The 19,417-nt window shown below is 64.5% G+C and carries 19 protein-coding genes; 5 read left to right on the top strand and 14 right to left on the bottom strand.

The features are described from left to right. Window positions 1–4: 4 nt before the first annotated feature. A complete protein-coding gene (locus OG225_RS42375; RefSeq protein WP_331758056.1) occupies window positions 5–1,513 on the top strand; it encodes a hypothetical protein in 1,509 nt (502 codons plus the stop codon). 14 nt (window positions 1,514–1,527) lie between these two features. Then, window positions 1,528–2,115, top strand: a complete 588-nt coding sequence (locus tag OG225_RS42370) for a hypothetical protein (protein ID WP_331758054.1) — start codon at window positions 1,528–1,530, stop codon at window positions 2,113–2,115. Window positions 2,116–2,432: 317 nt separating this feature from the next. On the opposite strand, the gene OG225_RS42365 is transcribed toward OG225_RS42370, so the two are convergent. Both OG225_RS42365 and OG225_RS42360 read right to left on the bottom strand, forming a co-directional pair. Next, on the bottom strand, window positions 2,433–2,864 hold the full coding sequence (locus tag OG225_RS42365; RefSeq protein ID WP_331758052.1) for a hypothetical protein: 432 nt from the start codon (window positions 2,862–2,864) through the stop codon (window positions 2,433–2,435). Further along, the gene (locus OG225_RS42360; RefSeq protein WP_405183593.1) at window positions 2,861–3,400 is read right to left on the bottom strand and encodes a hypothetical protein; all 540 of its coding nucleotides are present in this window, start codon (window positions 3,398–3,400) and stop codon (window positions 2,861–2,863) included. Before OG225_RS42360 ends, OG225_RS42365 begins: the two co-directional genes overlap by 4 nt. A gap of 278 nt (window positions 3,401–3,678) precedes the next feature. Here OG225_RS42360 and OG225_RS42355 point away from each other — a divergent pair, with 278 nt between their 5' ends. Continuing rightward, window positions 3,679–4,161: a hypothetical protein gene (locus OG225_RS42355; RefSeq protein ID WP_405183592.1), complete on the top strand. Its 483-nt coding sequence runs from the start codon at window positions 3,679–3,681 to the stop codon at window positions 4,159–4,161. Between the two features lie 75 nt (window positions 4,162–4,236). Continuing rightward, window positions 4,237–4,770, top strand: a complete 534-nt coding sequence (locus OG225_RS42350; RefSeq protein ID WP_405183591.1) for a hypothetical protein — start codon at window positions 4,237–4,239, stop codon at window positions 4,768–4,770. Between the two features lie 233 nt (window positions 4,771–5,003). On the opposite strand, the gene OG225_RS42345 is transcribed toward OG225_RS42350, so the two are convergent. The 12 genes from OG225_RS42345 to OG225_RS42290 all read right to left on the bottom strand — a co-directional run bounded on the left by OG225_RS42345 (window position 5,004) and on the right by OG225_RS42290 (window position 17,561). Continuing rightward, on the bottom strand, window positions 5,004–6,848 hold the full coding sequence (locus tag OG225_RS42345; protein WP_331758048.1) for a hypothetical protein: 1,845 nt from the start codon (window positions 6,846–6,848) through the stop codon (window positions 5,004–5,006). A gap of 56 nt (window positions 6,849–6,904) precedes the next feature. Then, entirely contained in the window at window positions 6,905–7,180 is a 276-nt protein-coding gene (locus OG225_RS42340; RefSeq protein ID WP_405183590.1) for a hypothetical protein, read from the bottom strand. Window positions 7,181–7,422: 242 nt separating this feature from the next. Continuing rightward, window positions 7,423–7,866, bottom strand: coding sequence for a hypothetical protein (locus OG225_RS42335; protein ID WP_331758044.1), 444 nt, complete (start codon window positions 7,864–7,866; stop codon window positions 7,423–7,425). Window positions 7,867–8,844: 978 nt separating this feature from the next. Continuing rightward, window positions 8,845–9,989 (bottom strand): IS3 family transposase gene (locus OG225_RS42330; RefSeq protein ID WP_331758043.1). Its coding sequence is split into 2 segments (ribosomal slippage): window positions 8,845–9,710 and window positions 9,710–9,989, totalling 1,146 coding nucleotides; the frame shifts between segments, so codons are not numbered across the junction. A gap of 37 nt (window positions 9,990–10,026) precedes the next feature. After that, entirely contained in the window at window positions 10,027–10,497 is a 471-nt protein-coding gene (locus OG225_RS42325; protein WP_405183589.1) for a hypothetical protein, read from the bottom strand. Between the two features lie 673 nt (window positions 10,498–11,170). Continuing rightward, a complete protein-coding gene (locus OG225_RS42320) occupies window positions 11,171–11,749 on the bottom strand; it encodes an AAA family ATPase (protein ID WP_405183588.1) in 579 nt (192 codons plus the stop codon). Between the two features lie 16 nt (window positions 11,750–11,765). After that, window positions 11,766–12,500 (bottom strand): class I SAM-dependent methyltransferase, encoded by a 735-nt coding sequence (locus tag OG225_RS42315; protein ID WP_331758039.1) that lies wholly within the window; start codon window positions 12,498–12,500, stop codon window positions 11,766–11,768. Further along, a complete protein-coding gene (locus OG225_RS42310) occupies window positions 12,487–13,434 on the bottom strand; it encodes a glycosyltransferase family 2 protein (RefSeq protein ID WP_405183587.1) in 948 nt (315 codons plus the stop codon). The genes OG225_RS42315 and OG225_RS42310 overlap by 14 nt, the downstream gene beginning before the upstream one ends. Beyond that, complete coding sequence (locus OG225_RS42305) at window positions 13,431–14,642, bottom strand: arylsulfotransferase family protein (RefSeq protein ID WP_331758037.1); 1,212 nt, start codon at window positions 14,640–14,642, stop codon at window positions 13,431–13,433. Before OG225_RS42305 ends, OG225_RS42310 begins: the two co-directional genes overlap by 4 nt. After that, the gene (locus OG225_RS42300; RefSeq protein WP_405183586.1) at window positions 14,639–15,406 is read right to left on the bottom strand and encodes a creatininase family protein; all 768 of its coding nucleotides are present in this window, start codon (window positions 15,404–15,406) and stop codon (window positions 14,639–14,641) included. The genes OG225_RS42305 and OG225_RS42300 overlap by 4 nt, the downstream gene beginning before the upstream one ends. 47 nt (window positions 15,407–15,453) lie before the next feature. Continuing rightward, window positions 15,454–16,425, bottom strand: a complete 972-nt coding sequence (locus OG225_RS42295) for a hypothetical protein (protein WP_331758035.1) — start codon at window positions 16,423–16,425, stop codon at window positions 15,454–15,456. After that, window positions 16,422–17,561 carry a radical SAM/SPASM domain-containing protein gene (locus OG225_RS42290; protein WP_405183677.1) on the bottom strand — a complete coding sequence of 380 codons (1,140 nt, stop codon included), beginning with the start codon at window positions 17,559–17,561 and terminating at the stop codon, window positions 16,422–16,424. The genes OG225_RS42295 and OG225_RS42290 overlap by 4 nt, the downstream gene beginning before the upstream one ends. Before the next feature lie 257 nt (window positions 17,562–17,818). Between OG225_RS42290 and OG225_RS42285 the strand changes: the two genes are divergently transcribed. Then, entirely contained in the window at window positions 17,819–19,324 is a 1,506-nt protein-coding gene (locus OG225_RS42285) for a peptide deformylase (RefSeq protein WP_331758033.1), read from the top strand. Window positions 19,325–19,417 lie beyond the last annotated feature (93 nt).

Raw genomic sequence — 19,417 nt, 5'->3', positions numbered from 1 at the left:
GAGGGTGACCGAGTTCAATGTCGATCCACTCGTATACGTGTCGACCGCAAGTAATCTCAATACCTATGCGGTCGATTTTCACAAGGCATTCGTCAGTGCGATGGAGCAGCTGGCCGATATCAGCGAGATGGGAGGAACGGTTGGCGCATGCAAGGACTGGACGAAGTCCTATGACACCACAGCCATCGACGTATATGCACTGTCCAGCAACCTGATTCAAGCGATCGACAATTATGCCGACATCCTGCAGGAGGCCGGCTACAACTACGCCCTTGCCGACTATGAAAAAGGCACCGGGCGACCCGAGCCGGGGAAGCCGACTCCTTTCCCCTTCGCATGGAGTACGTGCCCGATGCCACCGCCTTCCGCGGGCGGTCCCGGAAATGGCCTGCTGGACGATGGCTTCGAGCTGGCCAGTAAAGCTGGTGTACCCATACCCGACGGCGATCCCGACAAGCTCGCCAAAGCGGCTGCCGCATGGGACTCTCTTGCGAAAAATGGGGCTGTAGCGGGGCTGGCTGCCAAGTTGGAAAGTGCGGCCCAGAGCTTCGAGTCGGTAACCGCACCCGAAGCTTCTTTCATCGATGAAGACATTCGTGAGATGAAGGCGGCCGCCGAGGATGTCGTAACAATATTTTCTGATATCGCACAGTCATGTCGAGAGCAGAAGTCTGCCATCGATGAGATGCGAGCAAAGCTCATAGACTTGTTGGAGGATCTCGCAAAAGATATCGCGGCCGAAGTCGCAGTTACACTGGTCTGCTCGGCAGTCGCGGGCGCATTGTCTGCAGGTTTCGGGGCAGCCGCCGTAGCCGCACTGCGAGCGGGCAAGATCGTCCAGAAGGTCCAGAGATATGCGAGTCGGATCAGCGACATAATTTCCGCCGCCAAGCTCGCGATCAAAGTCAAGACACAGAAGTCCATATCGACAATTCGCGACAAGTTGCAGCGCATTGTCGATCTCGTCAAACGACGCGCCGACGATGCAGGCAAGAAGACCGATGATGACGTCGACGTCAACGTACCCAAGGGTGTTCCGAGGTTCAACACGACCGAGATGGACAGCCACTACGTGGGCGAAGAAGTTCCCGGAAACTCGATTTGGCCCGGCTCCAACGTCAAGTACCTGACCGACGAGGAGCGTGCGGCATATCAACTCACCGTCAAGGACGGCAAGATCTACGACGCCAATGGAAATCTTTTCGATACTTCATCGGCTGCCACTGCACATTCGGGAAATGGCAGAGCAATCTTCGTGATGGATGAGAACGGCAATCTGTACGCCTCCACCCGGCACGCCGTTGGCGAGTTCCATCACTCGAGCTTCCTCGGAGGGAAACCGGTGGCAGGCGCGGGCGAACTCCAAGTTGTCAACGGAGAGCTGCGGCTGATCACCGACCAGAGCGGTCATTACAAACCATCTCAGGACTACACAAGGCAAGTTATTGACAATCTCCAAGGCCAAGGAGTACAAGTAGGGCCATCGCAGGTTCAAATGTTGGCACCCAAGTAAAGAAGGAGATATAAGTGTCGGATAACTGGCGCCCTGTCGTGAATGCCGTCCTATATATATGCCAGTTCGCCTCGGAACTGAATGACGCCGAGGCCCGGCGTGTCGCAAACCTGCTGGTCACCAAACCGCTGGGCGATCTGACAATTGATCAGGAATACCAGGCTTTACAATCTTCGCTCGACTCCGGGGAAAAATTAGATACGACTGTAGGCGTAAAATTCTCCACCGGAGAGGTGAGAGGTTTTCTGGCGCGCGTGATTGCCGAATTGGATTCGCTACGTCCATGGATTGCCCCCGCTCTCCAAGAGGTTTCCATATCCCGCTGGCAGGAGTTCGCCGACAAGGAGCCGATAGCCCGAATCGCCGTGGGCTGGCCCGCGATAGAGGGCCGCGTCGATAAGACTTTCCAAAGGGTGGACAGCGGTCAAGGAGTACTTCTGCGGATGCGATCGGGAGCTGAGGTCGCTTTACGATGGCCGGGAAATTCCGGAAAGTCCAGCACCGACGTCATCTCGCTTGATCCATCATGTAGCACGGTCCCGCTCGTGCAGGAGCTGGCTGACGCGACAGCACTGGAAATCGACGACATCACGATCGCTTGACCACCAGCTGAAGCGTCACGGCGAGATCGAGGGCATCGACACTCCGTGGACACCTCCGATGGGAGCGATCCGGTTCCACCACTCGTTGTGCGGCGATTCAGCGGGCGGCACCTGCGCAGGTTGCCGAACCGGTGAGCACAGCCTGCGATCGTCGCGCTGTCCGCGATTTCGGCATGGTGGGGGTGCGGCGGGCCGGTTTCTGTACCAGAGCGGAACCGGTGTCGCTGGAAATGATGTCGAGTCGGTTGCCGACGCAGGGTTGCGGTGGCCCTCGGGTGCGGCTCGGTGGGGCGCGTCCGGGCGGAATGTTCGCAGTGTCAGGGAATTGGTCGACGTCCTCGCGGCAGCGTTCTGACTTTGGCGGCGTCGGCGTCGCGGTCGGTGAGGGCTGCGTTCTCCAATGCGAGTTGGTTGAGTGCGGCCGCGTACACTGCGAGGCGTCTTTCCAGGTCACGGCAGTGGCGGTTCAGGTCGGCGTGTTTGCGTTTGAGGTCTTCGTAGTCGTCGGCGGATCGGATGATCGCTGCCTGTTTGGTTTCGGCGTGCGTGATCTCGGCTTGGAACCGGTCTTTGAGGTCGGTGTGTTGATGGGTGAGGCGCCATCGTTTGACGTCGGCCTCGACGGCGAGTTGGGAGATGTTGAGTCGTCCTCGGGACCGTCGCGGAGTACCGGCCAGCAGGCGGTTGATGGCCGCGATGATGTCACGGCGAACCGGATCGGTCTCCCCGGCGAGGGACAGGGCGTTCACTGCGGGGCTCCGGTTCGGTGGTTGTCGATGATGGTGAGGAGTCGGTCGAGTTCGTGGCGTTCGCGGGCGTGGCGGATGGGTGGGGTCAGCCGATCGTTGACGATCTCGGCCAGTTCGTCGGCCGCTTCCTGGACGCGGGCGATGTCGCGGTCGGTGCGGGCGATGTTGCGGCAGCGGGGTCGACAGTCGTCGGTGTCCGGGGTGACCATGGGGTCATCCGCGGTGCCTCGGAGCTGGCAGGCCGCTTTGGCTGGGTCGAAGACGCAGGTGATCGCCTCGCCGTGATGGATCTGGAGGACAGGGTTGCCGAGCAGGTCGCGGACGTGGCGTTCGCGGTGCAGGACACGGCCCGCGAATTCGCGGGCCGCGGCGTGGACACGGTAGCGGTAGGTGTCGGCGGCTGGTCCGCTGACGTGTTCACCGGCGAGCAGGCGCTGTTCGTCCTCGGCGATGCCTTCCATGCGGAACAGCCAGTCCTCGAAGGCGTAGTCGTCGAGGAATCCGGCCTCGTAGGACCCCGTGTAGCCTTGCAGCATTCGGGTATGGGTGGGCCGTATTGAATCGAGGCGGCGATCAGTCCCCGCGGCCTACGTCGGATGAACCACGCCAATGTGCGCCGGAAACGACTGGCGGCGATCGGCCCGCCCGGGTCGGCCGGGATGAGATCGGTGCGGTCCCTGCCGTGGCAGTACTCGTTGACCCAGGCCGTGAACTCGGCGAGATCGACTGCGATGAGTCGGTCTGAGCGGGCCTCGCCCCGTCGTTTGACCTCTGGGCCCATGTTTCTCGGCTTGAGCCGGTTGGGGAACAGCAGATGGCTCTCGTGCAGCCGTTCGAGGACTTCGACGGCGTGGGCGACGAGTTCGATGACCACCCAGGGTTCTTCGCGTATCGCGCCGTGTGGGATCTTGTTTCCGTCCTCGGCGCCTTTGAAGTAGAGCCCTTCCATCAGCCACAGCCCTGCGGCGGGGTCGAAGCTGACGCAGCCACGCCGCAGGTTGAGGACCTCTCCGACCCTGGCGCCGGAGAGATAGGCCACGATCACGAAACAGGCGGTTTGCAGGAGCCGGGCCAGCAGAGACACCTGATCGACGGTGATCCGGGGATGCCACAGGTGCCCGTCCAGGTCAGCGGTGATGGCAGTGTCGAGATAGATGTGTTCATCGACGGGCAACCCGGAGTCGGTGATCATGCGGCCCGAGGGAGTGGACTGGAACGCGTGCGCGCAGCGCAGTTGGGCGGCGATGTGGCGCCAGGCCGGTTCCAGGGTTCCGTCGGCGCGGCGTTTGCCGGGTAGGGGCTCGCCGCGTTCTCGCAGCCGGTCGAGGTAGTTCGCGACCGCGTCTTGGAGCCCGCCGCGCGGGCGTCGGGAGTGTTTGCCGCGAAGGTGTTCCGGGCGCAGGTTCAACAGTCTGCGGTGCTCGTCCCACGCGGGCACGATGTCGTGGCTGAAGTTCTCGACGAAACGCACCGCCCAGCCCAGCAAAGCCTGCATCGTGTGCTCGCTGATCCGCTTGGTGCGGTTCTCGCGGTCCGCGCGACGTTGTTCGAGCAGGTCCTGGGTGTCCTCACCATCCCAAGGCGGCGCCTGCGGCAGCCGCAGCAAGGGCGGCAGGATCTGCCGATGCATCCAGAGCCGCCGGACCTCGGTGATGCGTCGGTAGCGTTGAGCGACCGCGACGCGGTCTTGGTCGAGTGCCTTGAGGTAGTCCCACAGCATCTCGTCGGTGACCTGGCAGAACTGGGTGACTCCTTGATCGGCGAACCAGTTCAGAACGTGCTGCAACGCCCCGTAGAACAGGATCTCGATCGTATGGATCGCGATGCGGCTGCCCGACTGGCGCAGGGTGCGGGCTCGGGAATGGTTGATCAGCTGCCAGGTGTAGTGCTTGGTAGCCTGGCGTAGCGGTTCGGCGACGACCTCGAAATTGAGGGACTGCGAGCGTGCGTGGTCCTCGAAGATCGCGGGATTGAGGTCCCAACGGTCATCGGCGAAGCGCGACAGCCGCGCCGGGTCGGCGCCTGGTCTGATCTGCCGATTCGCCAGCACCAGTGTGTGCGCGTCAGGCCATGTCGTGCCGTCGGGCAGTCCGTGGGCAAACCCGGTCGGTTCATCGAAGGTGATGAGTTCCGCAGAGGTCATCGGATGTCGAGCTCCCTGTTCAGCAGGCGGTCCGCGAGTGCGTGTTCGGCGGCGCCTGCGCTGGTGCGGGCGTCCTCTACGGCGACGCGGTCGTGTTGTTCGAGCAGATCGGCCAGTTGGGCGTGCGGCCCGGCGAAACGTTGCGCCCAGTGCAGCGCGTTCATCTGCTCGCGTCGTTGCGCAAGCCGGTCATGGACGATCACCTGCAACGGCAGATGGCGAGGCAGCGCCCTGGCGCATTCGCAGTCCAAGCAGAGCAGAAACGACGCTCGGCACGGCTCCTGCGGGGTGTAGGGGCCGTTGTCGTTGTCGGTGCACGCGGCCAGCACGGTATCCAGTTCGCCGGCGAGCATCCGCTCGAGTACGACAGGCTCCAAACCCATCTCTGCGGCGGCCCGGTCCAGGTTTTCGTTGGCATGAGCGACTTGCTCGGTGCTCATCGTGGCGATCGTCGAGCGGGCTCGTGCCTTGGCCACTTCACTGGTCAGCGTCTCGGCGACGACCTTGCGGTATTCGTTGATGTTGCCGCGATCGCGGACCAGATAGCGAGTCGCCGCGGTCCGTTCGGTATGGGCGACCGGCTTCTGGTGCAGCTCGATATAGGTCATCCGCAGCGTTTCCAACCGCAGCGGACGCATCGGCACCGGGCGACCGTCCGCGTCCACCTCATCCGACGGCAGATTCCAGGTTCTGCCGAGAGCACTGACCAAGGTCCCGTTGAGCGGCATGTCGCGCCAGCCACGGCCTTTGAGGCTGCGTCCACCACCGGACGACATGTACGCGACCAGCAGGCGGTCGCCGCCGGCGAACTGCCGGGCCCGCGCGGTCAGTTCATGGACCAGGACGTAGAGGCCGAACGGCGTGTGCAGGGTGTCGCGGGTCGACAGATCGGTCGGCTGGTCCGGGATGCTGATCCAGTCCGGGACCTCCGACAACGCCAGATCCATGTAGGCGCGGTGCCCGCGGCGCGGTTTGCGCAGACCCACGATCGCCGTGCCCGCCCCGGTGCCGCCGTCGGCGCGGTGATGCGCCGCGTTCATCGTGCGGATCACATCCGGGTTCTGCCCCGTCATGACACCGAACAGCACCGCAGCCGCCGCGATCTCCTCCGGCATCAGATAGAGCCAGCCGACGACGTCCTTGATCCTGCCGCGCAGCATCACCCATACCTCGGGCGCGTCGTAGACGCGGTTGCCGCAATAGCGTGTGCGGCGCGGGATGTCGCCGACCCGGTCCAGATGGTCGAGGATCTCCAGGCGGCGCCGCAAGTCGAGATCGGTGCTGACGTGGAGGTTCCCGGCCCGGAACCGGTCCAGCAACTCGCTGTTGGCGCGGATGCGTCGTTCCGCCGAACGCAGGGTAGCTCTCGCCGCTTCGGCGATCCGTTTCAGCTCGGTCCTGGTGTAGCTGTGCGTGGGCTTGCTCGGGGGCAGGGGCGGGAGGGGTTGTGCCAGCCGAGCCGCCAGGGCGGCGCTGATGCCGTTCGCGCGCAACAGAAGCCGACGTAGCTCGGCCAGTTGCCACCGAATCGACTTGACACCCGCGGCTTCGCGGTCGTCATGGAATCCGTCGAATTGCTCGGAGCCGACCTCGGCCAAACTCTGCGGGACCGCGGCAAGTCCGGCGAGGTAACGATCGAAGGACACCAGAACTCGATAGCTGCTCTCGAACGAATGCGTGGTCGTGAGTCCAGCATCGGGTGCCGTGCGCGCGACGAGCGCCGCGATCATCGCCTCCCGCAGAGCTTTCGGCGTCGTCAGTATCGACATGTCGAGGTCTTTGTGGTCCCGGCCGTCCTGGCTGTAGCAGCGCACGATCCGACGCCCGTCCTCGGCGGTCACCAGTCCATGACGAGTCCGAGCAACTGGCGACGGGAGGGCTGCGCGACGTCCGCGGCTCACCGCGTGACCGCGAGCGGGTCGGTGCGAACCCACGGGTTGTCGGCAAAGACATCGGCCATGAACGCCTTGACCAGAGAGTCGTCGGCATGGGCCAGCAACGCCTCGACCTCCAGGCTTCGAAACGGTTCCAGGACCTCGTCGGTGGCCACGGTGGGATCGAGGCCGGCCAGGCGGACCTCCGAGAGCACCAGCACCACCGCGCGTGGCGGCAGTTGCGGTACTCGAGTGAGGCTGTCGGCGATGAACCTGCCGGGATCGGGAAAACTCGACACAGGCTGCTGTCCTTTCGGGAGTAGGCACGGATGCGGTGGTGTCATGCAGCGGGATCATGGCGGAGTCGCTGTCGCGGTGGGCCGTTGGCCCTCGTGGTCATGCTGGGGCGCGCTGACTCTCACGTCGTGGAGGCGGGGAGCAGGGTAGTCATGGGCGCTGCGGGCCACGAGCTGGTCTCGGTCGATGTCCTCGACCGGTGGTTGCTGTATCGCCGGAGGTCGACGACGCTGGCCTGGGGGGTCTATCGCATGCGTCTGGTCCGCGGGATGTCCCGTTCGCCGACGAACTCGAGTTCGTTGTCGCGGTAGGACCACTCGACGGGGCCTTCGTCGCCCTCGATGCGCCAACGCTGGTCCGGGCCGCGTACGGCCCGCCACAGCGAAACGTCGCCCTCGTCACGATCGCAGAAGCGGATCAGCGCCGGCAGGCCCTCGTGCTCGATGTATTCGAGGACCACGTCGTGGCCCTCGGTGATCCCGAGTCCTCTGGGCCAGGGGAATACGCCGTCGAGGTGGTTGATGTTGAGTTGGTGCACGACCCGTTGCCCGTCGCTGGTCTCGGTGACCTTTCCGAGGGTGTATTCGGCGTTGGATATCACGGGCAGGCACAAGATCGGGTCTATCGCCTGGAACGCGTCCACATCGCGATGCAGCGCAGTGTGGTAGGTGCCCACGATTCGCATCATGGCCGACTCGCCTCGGTCGGCGGGGAGGGACCGGGGGAAGGGTGAACCCACGAACGTGCATCCAGACCCGAACCTCGAACGGCGTGCGGAACCCAGTGTGCGGGATCTGCGCGTCGGTGACGGTGTACCAGTATCCGTAGGTGCGTTCGTGCATTTCCGGGGTCAGGGCCTTCAGATCCAACCGGTCGTGGGTCCGGTGCCAGGCATTCGGCCACATCTGTTGGAGCTCTTCGGTATCGGTCATTTCCATCCTTATTGCCGGACTCGCAGGTCTTGGGCACTGATCGCACGTAGCAGCGGCAGGAGATTGGCTAGCACCGCGTCGTGTCAGCGATGTCGTCGTGGGTCGGTGACGGCGGCACCGATCTCATGGCCTTGTGGTCAGAGGTGAGCGCCTGAGAGTTGCCGCGACGGTGCTCGGTGGATGGTTCAAGTGGGCCCACCGGAAATACGAGCGACGCTCGCTCACCGAGGCGCGACACAACTTCGGTCGAGTGGACTTCTCGCCAGCCTGCCTCGTACGCGCTGGGTGAGCGGGCCGAAGACGTTGCGCTGCAACGGAATTGGCCGGACTCGCGCTGGTGGCCGATCGCGCACCGTCGGTCGAAGGCGCCGCAGAGGCGGTGTTCCCGGGGTCAACGGTTAGGTTCGAACCTCCGAGAGGCAGTGGATCATCGGTGCGGGACTTCTTCCTGTTCTATCGTCGGTCAGACGGGGTGATACCGAGGCATGGCTCGGCAGTGTTCGCGAGCGATGGAATACCATGGCGTACCTGCGATTACATCCTTGAAAGTGGCAGATTCGAAGTGTGTCAACACATTTGCGATCATGATGGTGTTGGGTTCACGAGTGCGACCACGTTTGCTGCTAGGCTGCGGTAGTCGGAAAAATGGTTGATACCGCCGGTATAGTCGCGCGTGTCCTTTGCGGTGCGGTAGGGACTGCCCCGGCTTTGGTTGACTCGCGGGGTGTGGTGTTTCAGGCCGCGAGTGCGGGCTGATTGATTGTCTCAAACTCGATCGGGGTCAGTCGCCCGAGTCGGCGTTGTCGACGCTTTCGGTGGTAGGTCTTCTCGATCCAGACCACGATGGCCAGGCGCAGTTCCTGCCGGGTCGACCAGCGTTGGCGGTCCAGCACATTGCGTTGCAGCAACGCGAAGAACGATTCCATCGCAGCATTGTCGCCACATGCCCCGACCTTGCCCATAGACCCTCGTAAACTGTTGTCCGCCAACACTTTAACAAACCTCCGAGACCGGAACTGGCTACCACGATCGGAATGAACGATCGTGTCTTGCGGACCCCGCAGCGCGATCGCGTTCACCAGCGCCGCCACCGCCAGGGACGCCTTCATCCGCGAATCGATCGAATAGCCGACGATCCGGTTGGAGTGCACGTCCTTGATCGCGCACAGATAGAGCTTGCCCTCATCGGTCCAATGTTCGGTAATGTCGGTGAGCCACAACGCATTCGGTGTGTCCGCGGTGAACTTGCGCTGTACCAGATCGTCATGGACCGGGGGTCCGGACTTGCGGGTCAGGCCCCGCTTCTTGGCGAACACACTCCAGATCCGCTGCTGCGAGCACAACCGGGCGACCCGGTTCTCCCCGGCGGTGATCCCGCGTGCCGGCAGCTCGTCAGCGATGAAACGGTACCCGAACGCGGGATCCTCGGCATGGATCCCCAGGGCTGCGTTGATCAGGTGCGCGTCATCCCAGTCACGTTGTGAGACAGGGTGTTTCTTCCACTTGTAGAACCCTTGTCGAGAGAATTCCAGTACCCGGCAGGTCACCGCGACGGGGATGCCGTCGGTGGCGAGGTCAAGGACCAGCGGGTACATCATTTTGGGTTGACGCCCCGGGAGAAATAGGCCACCGCGCGGCGCATGACCTCGGCTTCTTGTTCGAGTTCGCGAATCCTCTTCTTGGCCTCGCGCAGCTCTGCTGACTCCTGGCCGGTCACACCGGGCCGGTGACCCTCTTCGATATCGGCCTTGCGCAGCCAGTTCTGCAGGCAACTCACCGAGATCCCGAAATCCTTGGCGATTTTCGGCAACGGGATCTCGCCCTTGCGGGCGAGCGCGACCACGTCGCGACGGAACTCCACGGGATAGGGCTTGGGCATGGTGACATCCTTCCAGCGAGGACCAGGTCCTCACAGGTCAGGAGTCAACCGAACCGGGGGCAGTCCCGTACAGCGCGTTGTCGTACTGCGTCCCGTGGTTGTGATCGGTGCTCACGTAGACAGTTCTGCCGGTAAACGGATTGACCACGAACCCCGAGCAGCCGAACGAAACGCCGTTTACACCAACGTTGCGTAGTTCGATTTTCAGTGTCGGATCAATCGCGCGGATTCGGTTTGCCAGCTTGCGGCATAGGTACGATTTCATCTCAGATCTCCATTCCCAGTGCGGCATATGCGCCACGTTGGACGTACGCGATATCGAATGCCAGTTGGAGGCCAACTGGAGGACACACACGAAAACGGCCGATCGGCTGGTTTCGGATGGTTGCGAGATCCGGCGATGCATGTACGGCACTTTCATCTCGGCCGGAACCGGTCCCGGTCCGGCAGTGATCGCGAAGGGCGTGGGGAGCCATCTGGCCGTCGGCTCAGTGAGCACGAAGTTCACCGGAGATCGACCGGGCATTTTGCGTGCCATCGTCGGGCAAAACGTGCCGACAGTTACTGTGGCGGCACGATGTGATGGTCATGGATTGCGGTATCGAGGGGACGATTGACGGACTCGGGTGAGGATCAGGTCATGTGGGGACCTGGTCTCGCACAGGTGTATTCGGCTGCGCGCGAGATCGTGAATGCGGGATTGGAAGCCGACGACTCCGCTTTCACACCGGGACGGCCTGTATGGTCCGCGGTGACCGCTGAAGATCTCTTGCAGCGCCTGGTGAGCAGTCCTCAGCTGGGGGCGGAAGTTCATCGAGAAGCTGGGCCGTCAACTCCAGGACGCTCCGCCGCTGACGGTGCCACTGGCGGCAGAGTTACGGCTGCGTTGAACAGCGGTTTCGCGAATGCGGGCATGGCGTACAAGATGCGCCGTGATCGGCAACTGCCACTACCAGCGGGCACCTCATCTACGCGTCCGGACCACGCGCCGGACCTACACCATCCGCCGGGCCGGTATCGAAATCAGCGTATGGGCACTCGACCTCGAACAGCCACCAGACCAAATCCGGCAGCAAATCGGCCGCATCGCCACAGCGGTCAGCGAGGGGCCCTGAAAGACTCAACTGGAGTGTCGGATAGCCGCTAGTGACTCCACGCCGGGGTGGTTAGAGGCACCCCGGTCAGGCCGCGTCGCGGCCTGGTCGGGTAATGAATTGCGCGATCTCGGCGAGGCCGGGGCGGTATCCGTCGGTGGTATCGACGGTCAGCTCCGCGCAGTCCATCCTTACCGGCACGAAGGGTTGAGCGGTGGGTGCCCCGGCGGTGATCGCTGCGAGGAAATCGCGGTCGTTGTGTGCCTCGCGGTGAGGGTCGGTTTCGGCGCGATGGGCGACCCGGGTATGCAAGATCGCTTGCGGGGCAGTGCAATGAATGACCCGGATGTCGGCGAACCCGGCGAGCGGGATCAGGTTGGGACGCCAGAGTTTGTCCTGGAACGCGGCTTCGGCGACGACGCTCACGCCCGCTCGGGCGAGCACGGTCAGAACGTCGAAGAAGGCACGCAGTGTGGGGATGTTGAGGTCGTCGTACCCGGTGTCGTGGGGTGATGTGGACGCGGAGACCATGCCCTGTTTGATTTCGTCGCGGATGATCGCGGGCAGGCCGGTGCGGGTGGCGAGGGCGTGGGCGAGTGTGGATTTACCCGCTCCGGGTGGGCCGCTGACGACGGCGATCACTGGAGAACCCGGGGTGTTTGCCATGCCGCATTCTGGCATGTCAGGCATCGTTGTCGGTCTTGTGACCGGTGTTGGTCGGTTTGGTGAGGCGGTAGGCGATGAAGCCCGGCTTTCGGGTGAGGGTTTCGTGGTCGCGGGGGTGGGTGTGGGCCATGTCGGCGGTGGGCTGGTGTTCGGTGATCGCGCTGATCGCGAAGCCTGCCGCGGTGAACTCCGCGCACCATGCGTGCAGCGGCTGGCGCCAGAAACGGTGTCCGATGCCGCAGGCCCATTTCTGCTCGACCCAGCCGACATCGAAATAGCTCCCCTCGGCGGTGAGCCAGTCGGCGGTGGGGTGGCTGGTCGAAATGATCAGGTGCCCACCGGGGCGCAGGACCCGGTGCAGTTCGCGCAGTAGCGCGATCCGGTCGTCGATGTAGTGGATGACCAAAGCGAGCAGGCCGATGTCGACGCTGTCCGACGCCAGCCAGTACAGCGGTCGGGTGAGGTCGTGCTGGCGCAGGGTGATCTGTCCGGCGGCGTGGCGGCGGGCCAGATCGATCATGTTCGCGCTGGCGTCGACGGCGATGACGTGGGCGCCGCGGGCGAGAAGTTCGGTGACATAGAGGCCGGGTCCGCATCCGGCGTCGAGAACGACGCGGTCGGTGAGGTCGCCGAGCAGTTCGAGCACGGCGGGCCGGTCGTAGTGGGCGTTGTAGGGGCTGTGAGCTGCTTCGGCGGCGAACGCGGCAGCGAACCGGTCGTAGGAGGTGGTGACAGCGTCATCGGCGGACATCGGATACCTGACTCGAGGGGGTTGTCTTCGGGGTGAAGCGGTATTCGGGCAGGATCGAATCCAGGACGCTGCGGTCGGCGGGCGCACCGTCGACGAAGCTGCGGTGCAGTGCCCGTACGGCGGATTCGTAGATATGGGCGGGTGCCGGTCGGCCTCGATCGATGAGCCGGTCGAGGCGGGTGTCGAATTCGGTGAACCAGGCGCGGTAGTCGCTGATCTGCGGGTCGGTGCTGGGCCAGGTGCGGAACAGGTGTCGACGGGCCAGGGTGAACGGGGTCGGGCTTGACAGGTAGGCCGCCGAGACCGCGCTACCGGACCGCGGGACCTGGTGGTAGACGCTGGTGGTCTCGCCGAGGTAGGCGAACCGGTATCCGAGGCTGTGGTGCAGCCTCAGCCACAGGTCCCAGTCCTCGCAATGGGTCATCGATTCGGTGAACCGGGCCGCGGTGTCGGCGAAGTTGCGGCACACGAGTGAGCCGGTGTGAATGTAGTTGGCGGTCAACAGGAACCGGCTGTCGAAGTCGTAGTCCTTTCGTGGCAGCCAGCGCACGTCGCGGGGCGTGGATTCGATCCAGCGGGAGCTGACGAGCGCGCCACCGTAGACGGCGTCGGCGCTGCCGCGGTCCAACACGGTGTGTGCGGCGCGCAGATGGCGGGGCAACATGATGTCGTCGTCGTCGAGGAACGCGACGAATTCACCGGCTGCTGTCGCCAATCCGGTATTGCGGGCGGCGGAGACGCCGCGACGATCGGTCTCGATCAGGCGGATCGGCAACGTGGTGCGCCACCCCTCGACGACAGGACGGGCGGGCAGCGTTCCGCCGTCGTCGATGACGACGACCTCGAAGTCGGGGTGTTCCTGGCGGACCAGGCTGCGTAGCGCCCGGTGCAGGGGCCCGGGCCGGTTGTAGGTGGGGATGATGACGGTGATCATCGTGTCCGCCTCGCAGGGGTGAGAAGTTCGCATCGGATCTGGTCGCGGGCCGATCGGGTCTGCGGGTGATCGGTGTGCCCGAACACCGAGGCTGCGGTGGTGGCGGGGACTGCCGCCATCCGATAGAACTGGGCAGGTTCGCCGGTCGCGGTCCGGGTCCGCACAGCCCATACCGTGTGGCCGTCGCGGGTCACCTCGAAAGCCCGGCCTGCCTGGGCGTCGCTGATGACAACGTTGCCGCCGTCGAGCGGTTCGGCTCCACCGGCTAAGGCACAGAACAGGTTTCGTGGCGGGTCGCCATGGTGTTGCCAGACGATCGCGCCGCTGGCCGGGTCGACCTCGAGGACTCGGGAGTATCTGTTGCGTCGGCCGTTGTCGAACACCAACAGGTGGCCGTCGGGCAGCATCGTCGGCTGATGCTGGCCCGACAGCTCACCGGGTCCCCACCACCACCGCACCGTGCCGGTGAGCAGGTCCACGACCGCGACGCAGTCCAACTCCCGCATCGACACGAGCACATCCCGGTCGCTCCACAGCCCTGCCGGGTGTGCGGTCAGGACCTCGATGGTGTTGGCGTGCAGAACATCTGACGGGGATCCGGGGAGGTCGCGCAGTGGCCGCGACGTCTCACGCCCCGGCCGTACGGGTCCTATCGCGGCGAGGTCGTGATGGATCGCCAGGGCGGTGTGATGGTGCGAGGAGCGGCGGCGGTCCTCGATATGGCCGGTGATCAGCGCGGACAGATCCGGGTCGCTCGTGAGCAGGTCGAACAGGGAGTGGGTCGCGGTGGCTGTGCCGGTGTCGTCGAGGATGGTGATCGAGTTGTCGAGCAGCACGAACGGTCCGTCCCGACCGTCGAGGAGCCGGGGTTCTTCGGTGAGGACGTAGACCTGCCCGGAGTCGGTGAGGTCGAGGTCGTGGTGGACGGGCAGTTCGGCGCGCCAGATCAGCGAGGAGTCCGGCGCCAGTTTCAGCAACGAGTGCAGTGGCACTGTGGCGTACAGGCTGCCGTCGGTGGCGAGTTCTATGTGGTTCCAGCCCCGCAGGTATCCGGGAGGCCGGGTGCAGGGATCGGGTTGGTCGAGATCGTTGCTCCAGGCGTGGACGATCTCGGCGTCGCGGTCGATCAGACACGCCACCGGCCGGGGGTAGGTCGATGAGGGGGAGAACAGGAAGTGTGTCGAGTCGGGTGCGGGCACGGTGATCACGGCCTCGGTGCGTCGATGTCGAACTCGAGTCGGACCGCGGCCGCGAGTTCGCGGGCGACCTGGTCGGCGACGCGGCCGCCGATCTCGGCGCTGGCTTTGCGGGCGGTGTAGACGATCCCCGACGGTGTCGCCGCATCCTGCGGCAGCGGGAACACGTGGTAGCGCAACCGGCGCGGGCCGGGGCCGGGTTGGTCGGGGGCGATGAGTTCGGGGCGGGTGGTGTCGGGGGCGATGTGCATGACCAGGCTGGATTCGACCATCCCGGCGTGGTGGTCGTCGCTGCGGGCGACGCCGGTTTCGCGGGCGAGGGTGTCGCGGAAGGGTTCGCCGACGACGTCCCACCAGTTGAGGACCATGATCCTGGTGTCGGGGAACATAACGTTGATATGGCGGGCGGCTTCGCACAGGAAGCTGATGTTGTCGATGGCCGAGTTGAGCAGGACGTGGTGGCGCACACCGTGTTCGGTCAGGGACCTCAGCACGTCGGTGACGAGTCGGGTGAAGGTCGATCCGGTGATCGCGATGACGCCGGGAAAGTCGCCGCCGAGCCGTTGTGGCGGGGTGGCCACGCCGTAGCCGATCGTCGGGGAGATCCAGGCGTCGATGTCGACGGCCAGGCGGCGGGCGAAGTAGTCGCTGATGATCGTGTCCGCACCCAGCGGTAGGTGTGGCCCGTGGGGTTCGACGGCCCCGACCGGGATGATCGCGCACCTCTGTGGTGCGCGGGCGTGGAAGGCGGACGATGTCATGTCGGCGAGGCGCATCGGTGGTTCTCCTGTGCAGGGGCGGTGCCGGGTGGTGAAAGGGTCGGTCAGGCGTCGGTCCAGCCGAGGCTGGGTACGGCCGAAGGGCGAAGGTGCTCGGCCATGCGCAGGTTGAGGAAGTCTTCCTTGTTGGCGCAGCCGGAGGCGGCTTCGCAGGGGGCCCAGAGGTTCTCGCGCAGTTCGAGCTCGAAGTCGGGATCGAGGACGTTGCCGTAGCGGTGTTTCCCGAGGGTGGCGTAGCGCGAGCATCGGTAGAGGTCGCCGTGGATGTCGAGGAATACGTAGTCCGCGCCTGCCCGGCAGGCCCGGTGCGCAGGCGAGGTCAGTGCGAGCAAGGCGGTCTTGGTGAGTTCGGGATCGCCACCGCAGGCCGCGACAGTGCCGAGAACGTCGGTGTCGGCCCGCAGCACAGGTACCGCGGCCGCCGCGTCTGTGGTCGTGCGGGGATCCGACGGCACTGTCGGGTCGTAGCCCAGGTCGAGGTTGAATCGCAGCCCAGCCTGCTCCGCTGCGGCTCTGACCTGGGTGATCGTGGTGATGTCGTGGTCGGCGAACAGCAGGGTGTTCACGACGACGAAGCAGCCGTAGATGTCCTGAGCGAACGCGGCGGCGGCGATGAACCTGTCCAACGGCATCTGCCCGGCGTGCCAGGTGAGCCAGAGTGAGAGCTTGCCGAGGTTGGCGGCCGGTTCCAGTGTCGGCAGGCGTCGTTGCAGCAGTGACGCGTTCGACAGCAGTTCCACGAACCGCACCCCGGGCTGGCGGGTGAGCCAGGCGGCCCGGTCGAGGAACACCGGTGAGGTGAAAGGTTCACCGAGGGTGCCGAGCCGAACATCGACAGGGAACGGGCGGGTGCCGATCCAGTCGACGACACCGGCGAAGGTGTCGCGGTCATGGTCCGCGCGCCAGTCGTCGCGGGCGCTTTTGGCCCACTCACCCGTCGACACACAGTAGGTACACCCGAAATTGCACAGTCGTTGCGCCGCGACATACCAGATCCGGACCGGGCGGGTCGTCATGACAGGTCCTCTCGTTCGAATGTGGCGATCGGCCGGAATTCACGGCCGGGGTAGTCCAGCGCTTGGTTGTGGCAGCGCCGACACACGAAGTCGGTGGCGGATTCGGCGACGCCGAACACTTTCTGCCGCAACAACACCGCGGCTTCACTGCTCATGAGGTCGTGAATCGAACCGTCGCCGATATTGCCGAAGCGTTCGCGCTGGTAGTAGTCGTTGCAGCACAGGAACAGCTCGCCGGTGACGCTGATGTTGGCGTGGTGGACCGGCCAGCCGCAGCCGGTGAGCCTTCCCCGGGTGTGCATGTTCTGGAAGTACTCGCCGCCGATCTCACCGGCGCGGTCGCAGGTGGCCGAGGCGGTGACCTCGACACCGAGAGGCAGGTAGCGGCGCTGTATCTGGGCGAGGTTGTGTGTGAGCTGTTCGCCGAGCCCGTTGACCACGATCTGCACCCGGAACCCGGCGTCGATCGCGGTCCGCAGATTTGCGGTGGTGGCTTCGTAACTGCGTGAACCGGTCAAGGCCGCGAATTGCTCGGGGTCCACGCTGGGCAGATTGACGATCAGGTGCCGCAGCACTCCACGGTCGCGCAGTGCCGCGATCTTGGTGGGAGTCAGCGCCGAGGCGTTGGTGTAGAGCGCTAGCTCGAGGCCGTGGTCGGCCAGGACCGTCAGGCGGTCGGTGAAGTGTCGATCCAGCGTGGGTTCGTTGAAGAACTGGAAAGTGACGTAGTCGATGGTGCCGTGAGCGGCGAGTTTGGCGACGATCTCACCGAACAGCGGCATATCCATCGTCCGGTGGGGCTTCGGGTCGGTAGCGACCGGGCAGAACCGACACCCCCAGTTGCAGTGCGCGGTCACCTCGATCTCCCCGGACACCAACCGGTAGTCCCGACACAGATCCTGGGGAACCTCGAGCCAACCGCGGCGGACCAGGTCCGAAACCCGTGCCTGACCGAACCGATGTGTCAGCGCCCTGGCGTCTCGCGGTCGCGGCGCGGCCTCGACAAGCAGCTCCAACACGACAGGGTCGCTCTGCCACACGATCCGACGATCCAGACCGACGATCCCGAAAACCGTTTCGGCGCAAGGGGGATCGCCTCGGGGGTAGGTCGGCCCGAATGTGTCGGTCAAGTACATCACCGGCGATGCGATGCCCGGGCGGACCCGCGTCAGATAGGGCGAGGTTTGAAGTGAGCGGGAATGTTGTGCCATGAGGGCGCACCTGTCTGGTTGTGCCGACACCGAGATGTGCCGCGACTACGATCGACACGGCGTGGCTACTGGATCGGCGAATGTTCAATTTCCCCACGGATGCAGGGTGTTTCGGCAGAGTGGGCGCATACTCACGGAGTACTCACGCACACGCACACCCCCGCGAACAGGAGCGCCCGACAGTGACCCCGGCCGACGCCTCGCCTCCCAACGATCCCGTGGGGGCCCAGGTAAATGTCTTCGCGCTCGAGTTGCGCCGCTGGCGCGACGTTCGTGGGTTGTCGCGCAAAGCGTTGGCGGCCAAACTGGGCTATAGCCGCCCCTACGTTTCCAAGATCGAATCAGGCACCGAGAATCCCTCCCGGGGATTCGCCGCCTGCGCCGAATCGGCATTGCAGGCCGGCGGTGCCCTGCGGGCGGCGTTCACCGAATTCGATGCTGCCCGAACCGCTTCCGTTCGTCTGCCTGTCGTGGTCGAACCGAACGAGGCAACAGGGTCACTCGTGGTCGGCCACGACGACGCGACGCTGTCCTTCGACGGGCACACCTACCGGCTGCGTCAGCGCCGACGTCTGATCAACGAAGGCCCCGAACCGATCACCCGGTATCTGATCAGGATCTCGGTGGACCGCTACCCCGGCGACCCGGAACGATCCAACCAGCTCTACCAGGAACACCCACTGACCTGGGAGGAAATCGACCTGCACGCCTGGTACGGCGAGGACCGCTCCGAGCCGATGGCGTGGACGGCCCACCATGACCGCGACGCGTTCAAAGAAGTCTGGTTGGTGTTCAGCGAACCTGACAGCGGACGCCGCTTCCCGCTCTACCCCGGCCGTGCCTGCTGGATCGACTACGAGTACACCGTCTCGGCCGCTCACTGGGGCAACTGGTTTCAGCGCGCGGTCCGTCTGCCTACCAATCGTCTCTCGGTCCGATTGGATTTCCCCGCCACGCTCGAACCCTCGGTGTGGGGACTACAGACCTCGATGACCGCCGAAGGGCAACCGTTCCGTACGCCCATCTCCCACCAGGCCGACCAGGGACGACATATCTATTCCTGGTCCACCGACAATCCACCTCTGCACGCACGCTACCGCCTCGAATGGGACTTCCGTGGGCGCGGCGACGACGAGCGAACCCCGCCGAGCAAAGTCATGGCCGGTCTGGGGATCGCGCAGGAAGGTGACGAGATCCTGCGCCAGGTCGCGCGCCCGTTCGCTCTACCTGCCGAAGCCGAAGAGGCCCGCCGCGTCATCGCCGAACTCGACGCCGCCGCCCGACGTGTCGCCCGAGCCCACGTGTTCGGCAAAGGCATGGGCATCGCCGCACCACAGATAGGTATCGGCAGAGCCGCGGCGATCGTCCGTACCCCCACCGGGGACGTGATCACCCTGTTCAACCCGCGCATCGTGGAGACCGGCGGCGGCGAAGACGAACAATACGAAGGATGTTTGAGCTTCTTCGACCTGCGCGGACGAGTGCCGCGCCCGTTGACGATCCATGTCGAGCACACCGATATCGACGGCAACACCCGAATCACTGTGTTCGACCGCGGAGTCGCTCGTCTGGTCGCACACGAAATCGACCACCTGCACGGAAAGCTCTACCTCGACCACATGAAGGCCGGGACAGAGCCGATTTCGATCGAGCAGTACAGGGGAACGGGCACGAACTGGACTTACTGAGGTCGCCGGTTCACAGGACCGACAACCTCAGTAAGTCGGGCTGATCAGCGGGCCGCTGGCCAACTGTCGATGAGAATCACACACTCGACTTGG

The organism is Nocardia sp. NBC_01377 (assembly GCF_045040005.1).
GTDB classification, from domain to species: domain Bacteria; phylum Actinomycetota; class Actinomycetes; order Mycobacteriales; family Mycobacteriaceae; genus Nocardia; species Nocardia noduli.
The sequence above is the reverse complement of the archived record's forward strand: the minus strand, read 5'-3'. Positions and strand labels throughout refer to the sequence as shown.

Coding starts and splice junctions, on each gene's coding strand:
- OG225_RS42360 (WP_405183593.1), bottom strand. CDS start 3,400: ATGCTGCAAGGCTACACGGGGTCCTACGAGGCCGGATTCCTCGACGAC.
- OG225_RS42355 (WP_405183592.1), top strand. CDS start 3,679: ATGGCTCTCGTGCAGCCGTTCGAGGACTTCGACGGCGTGGGCGACGAG.
- OG225_RS42335 (WP_331758044.1), bottom strand. CDS start 7,866: ATGATGCGAATCGTGGGCACCTACCACACTGCGCTGCATCGCGATGTG.
- OG225_RS42320 (WP_405183588.1), bottom strand. CDS start 11,749: ATGGCAAACACCCCGGGTTCTCCAGTGATCGCCGTCGTCAGCGGCCCA.
- OG225_RS42315 (WP_331758039.1), bottom strand. CDS start 12,500: ATGTCCGCCGATGACGCTGTCACCACCTCCTACGACCGGTTCGCTGCC.
- OG225_RS42310 (WP_405183587.1), bottom strand. CDS start 13,434: ATGATCACCGTCATCATCCCCACCTACAACCGGCCCGGGCCCCTGCAC.
- OG225_RS42300 (WP_405183586.1), bottom strand. CDS start 15,406: ATGCGCCTCGCCGACATGACATCGTCCGCCTTCCACGCCCGCGCACCA.
- OG225_RS42295 (WP_331758035.1), bottom strand. CDS start 16,425: ATGACGACCCGCCCGGTCCGGATCTGGTATGTCGCGGCGCAACGACTG.
- OG225_RS42290 (WP_405183677.1), bottom strand. CDS start 17,561: ATGTACTTGACCGACACATTCGGGCCGACCTACCCCCGAGGCGATCCC.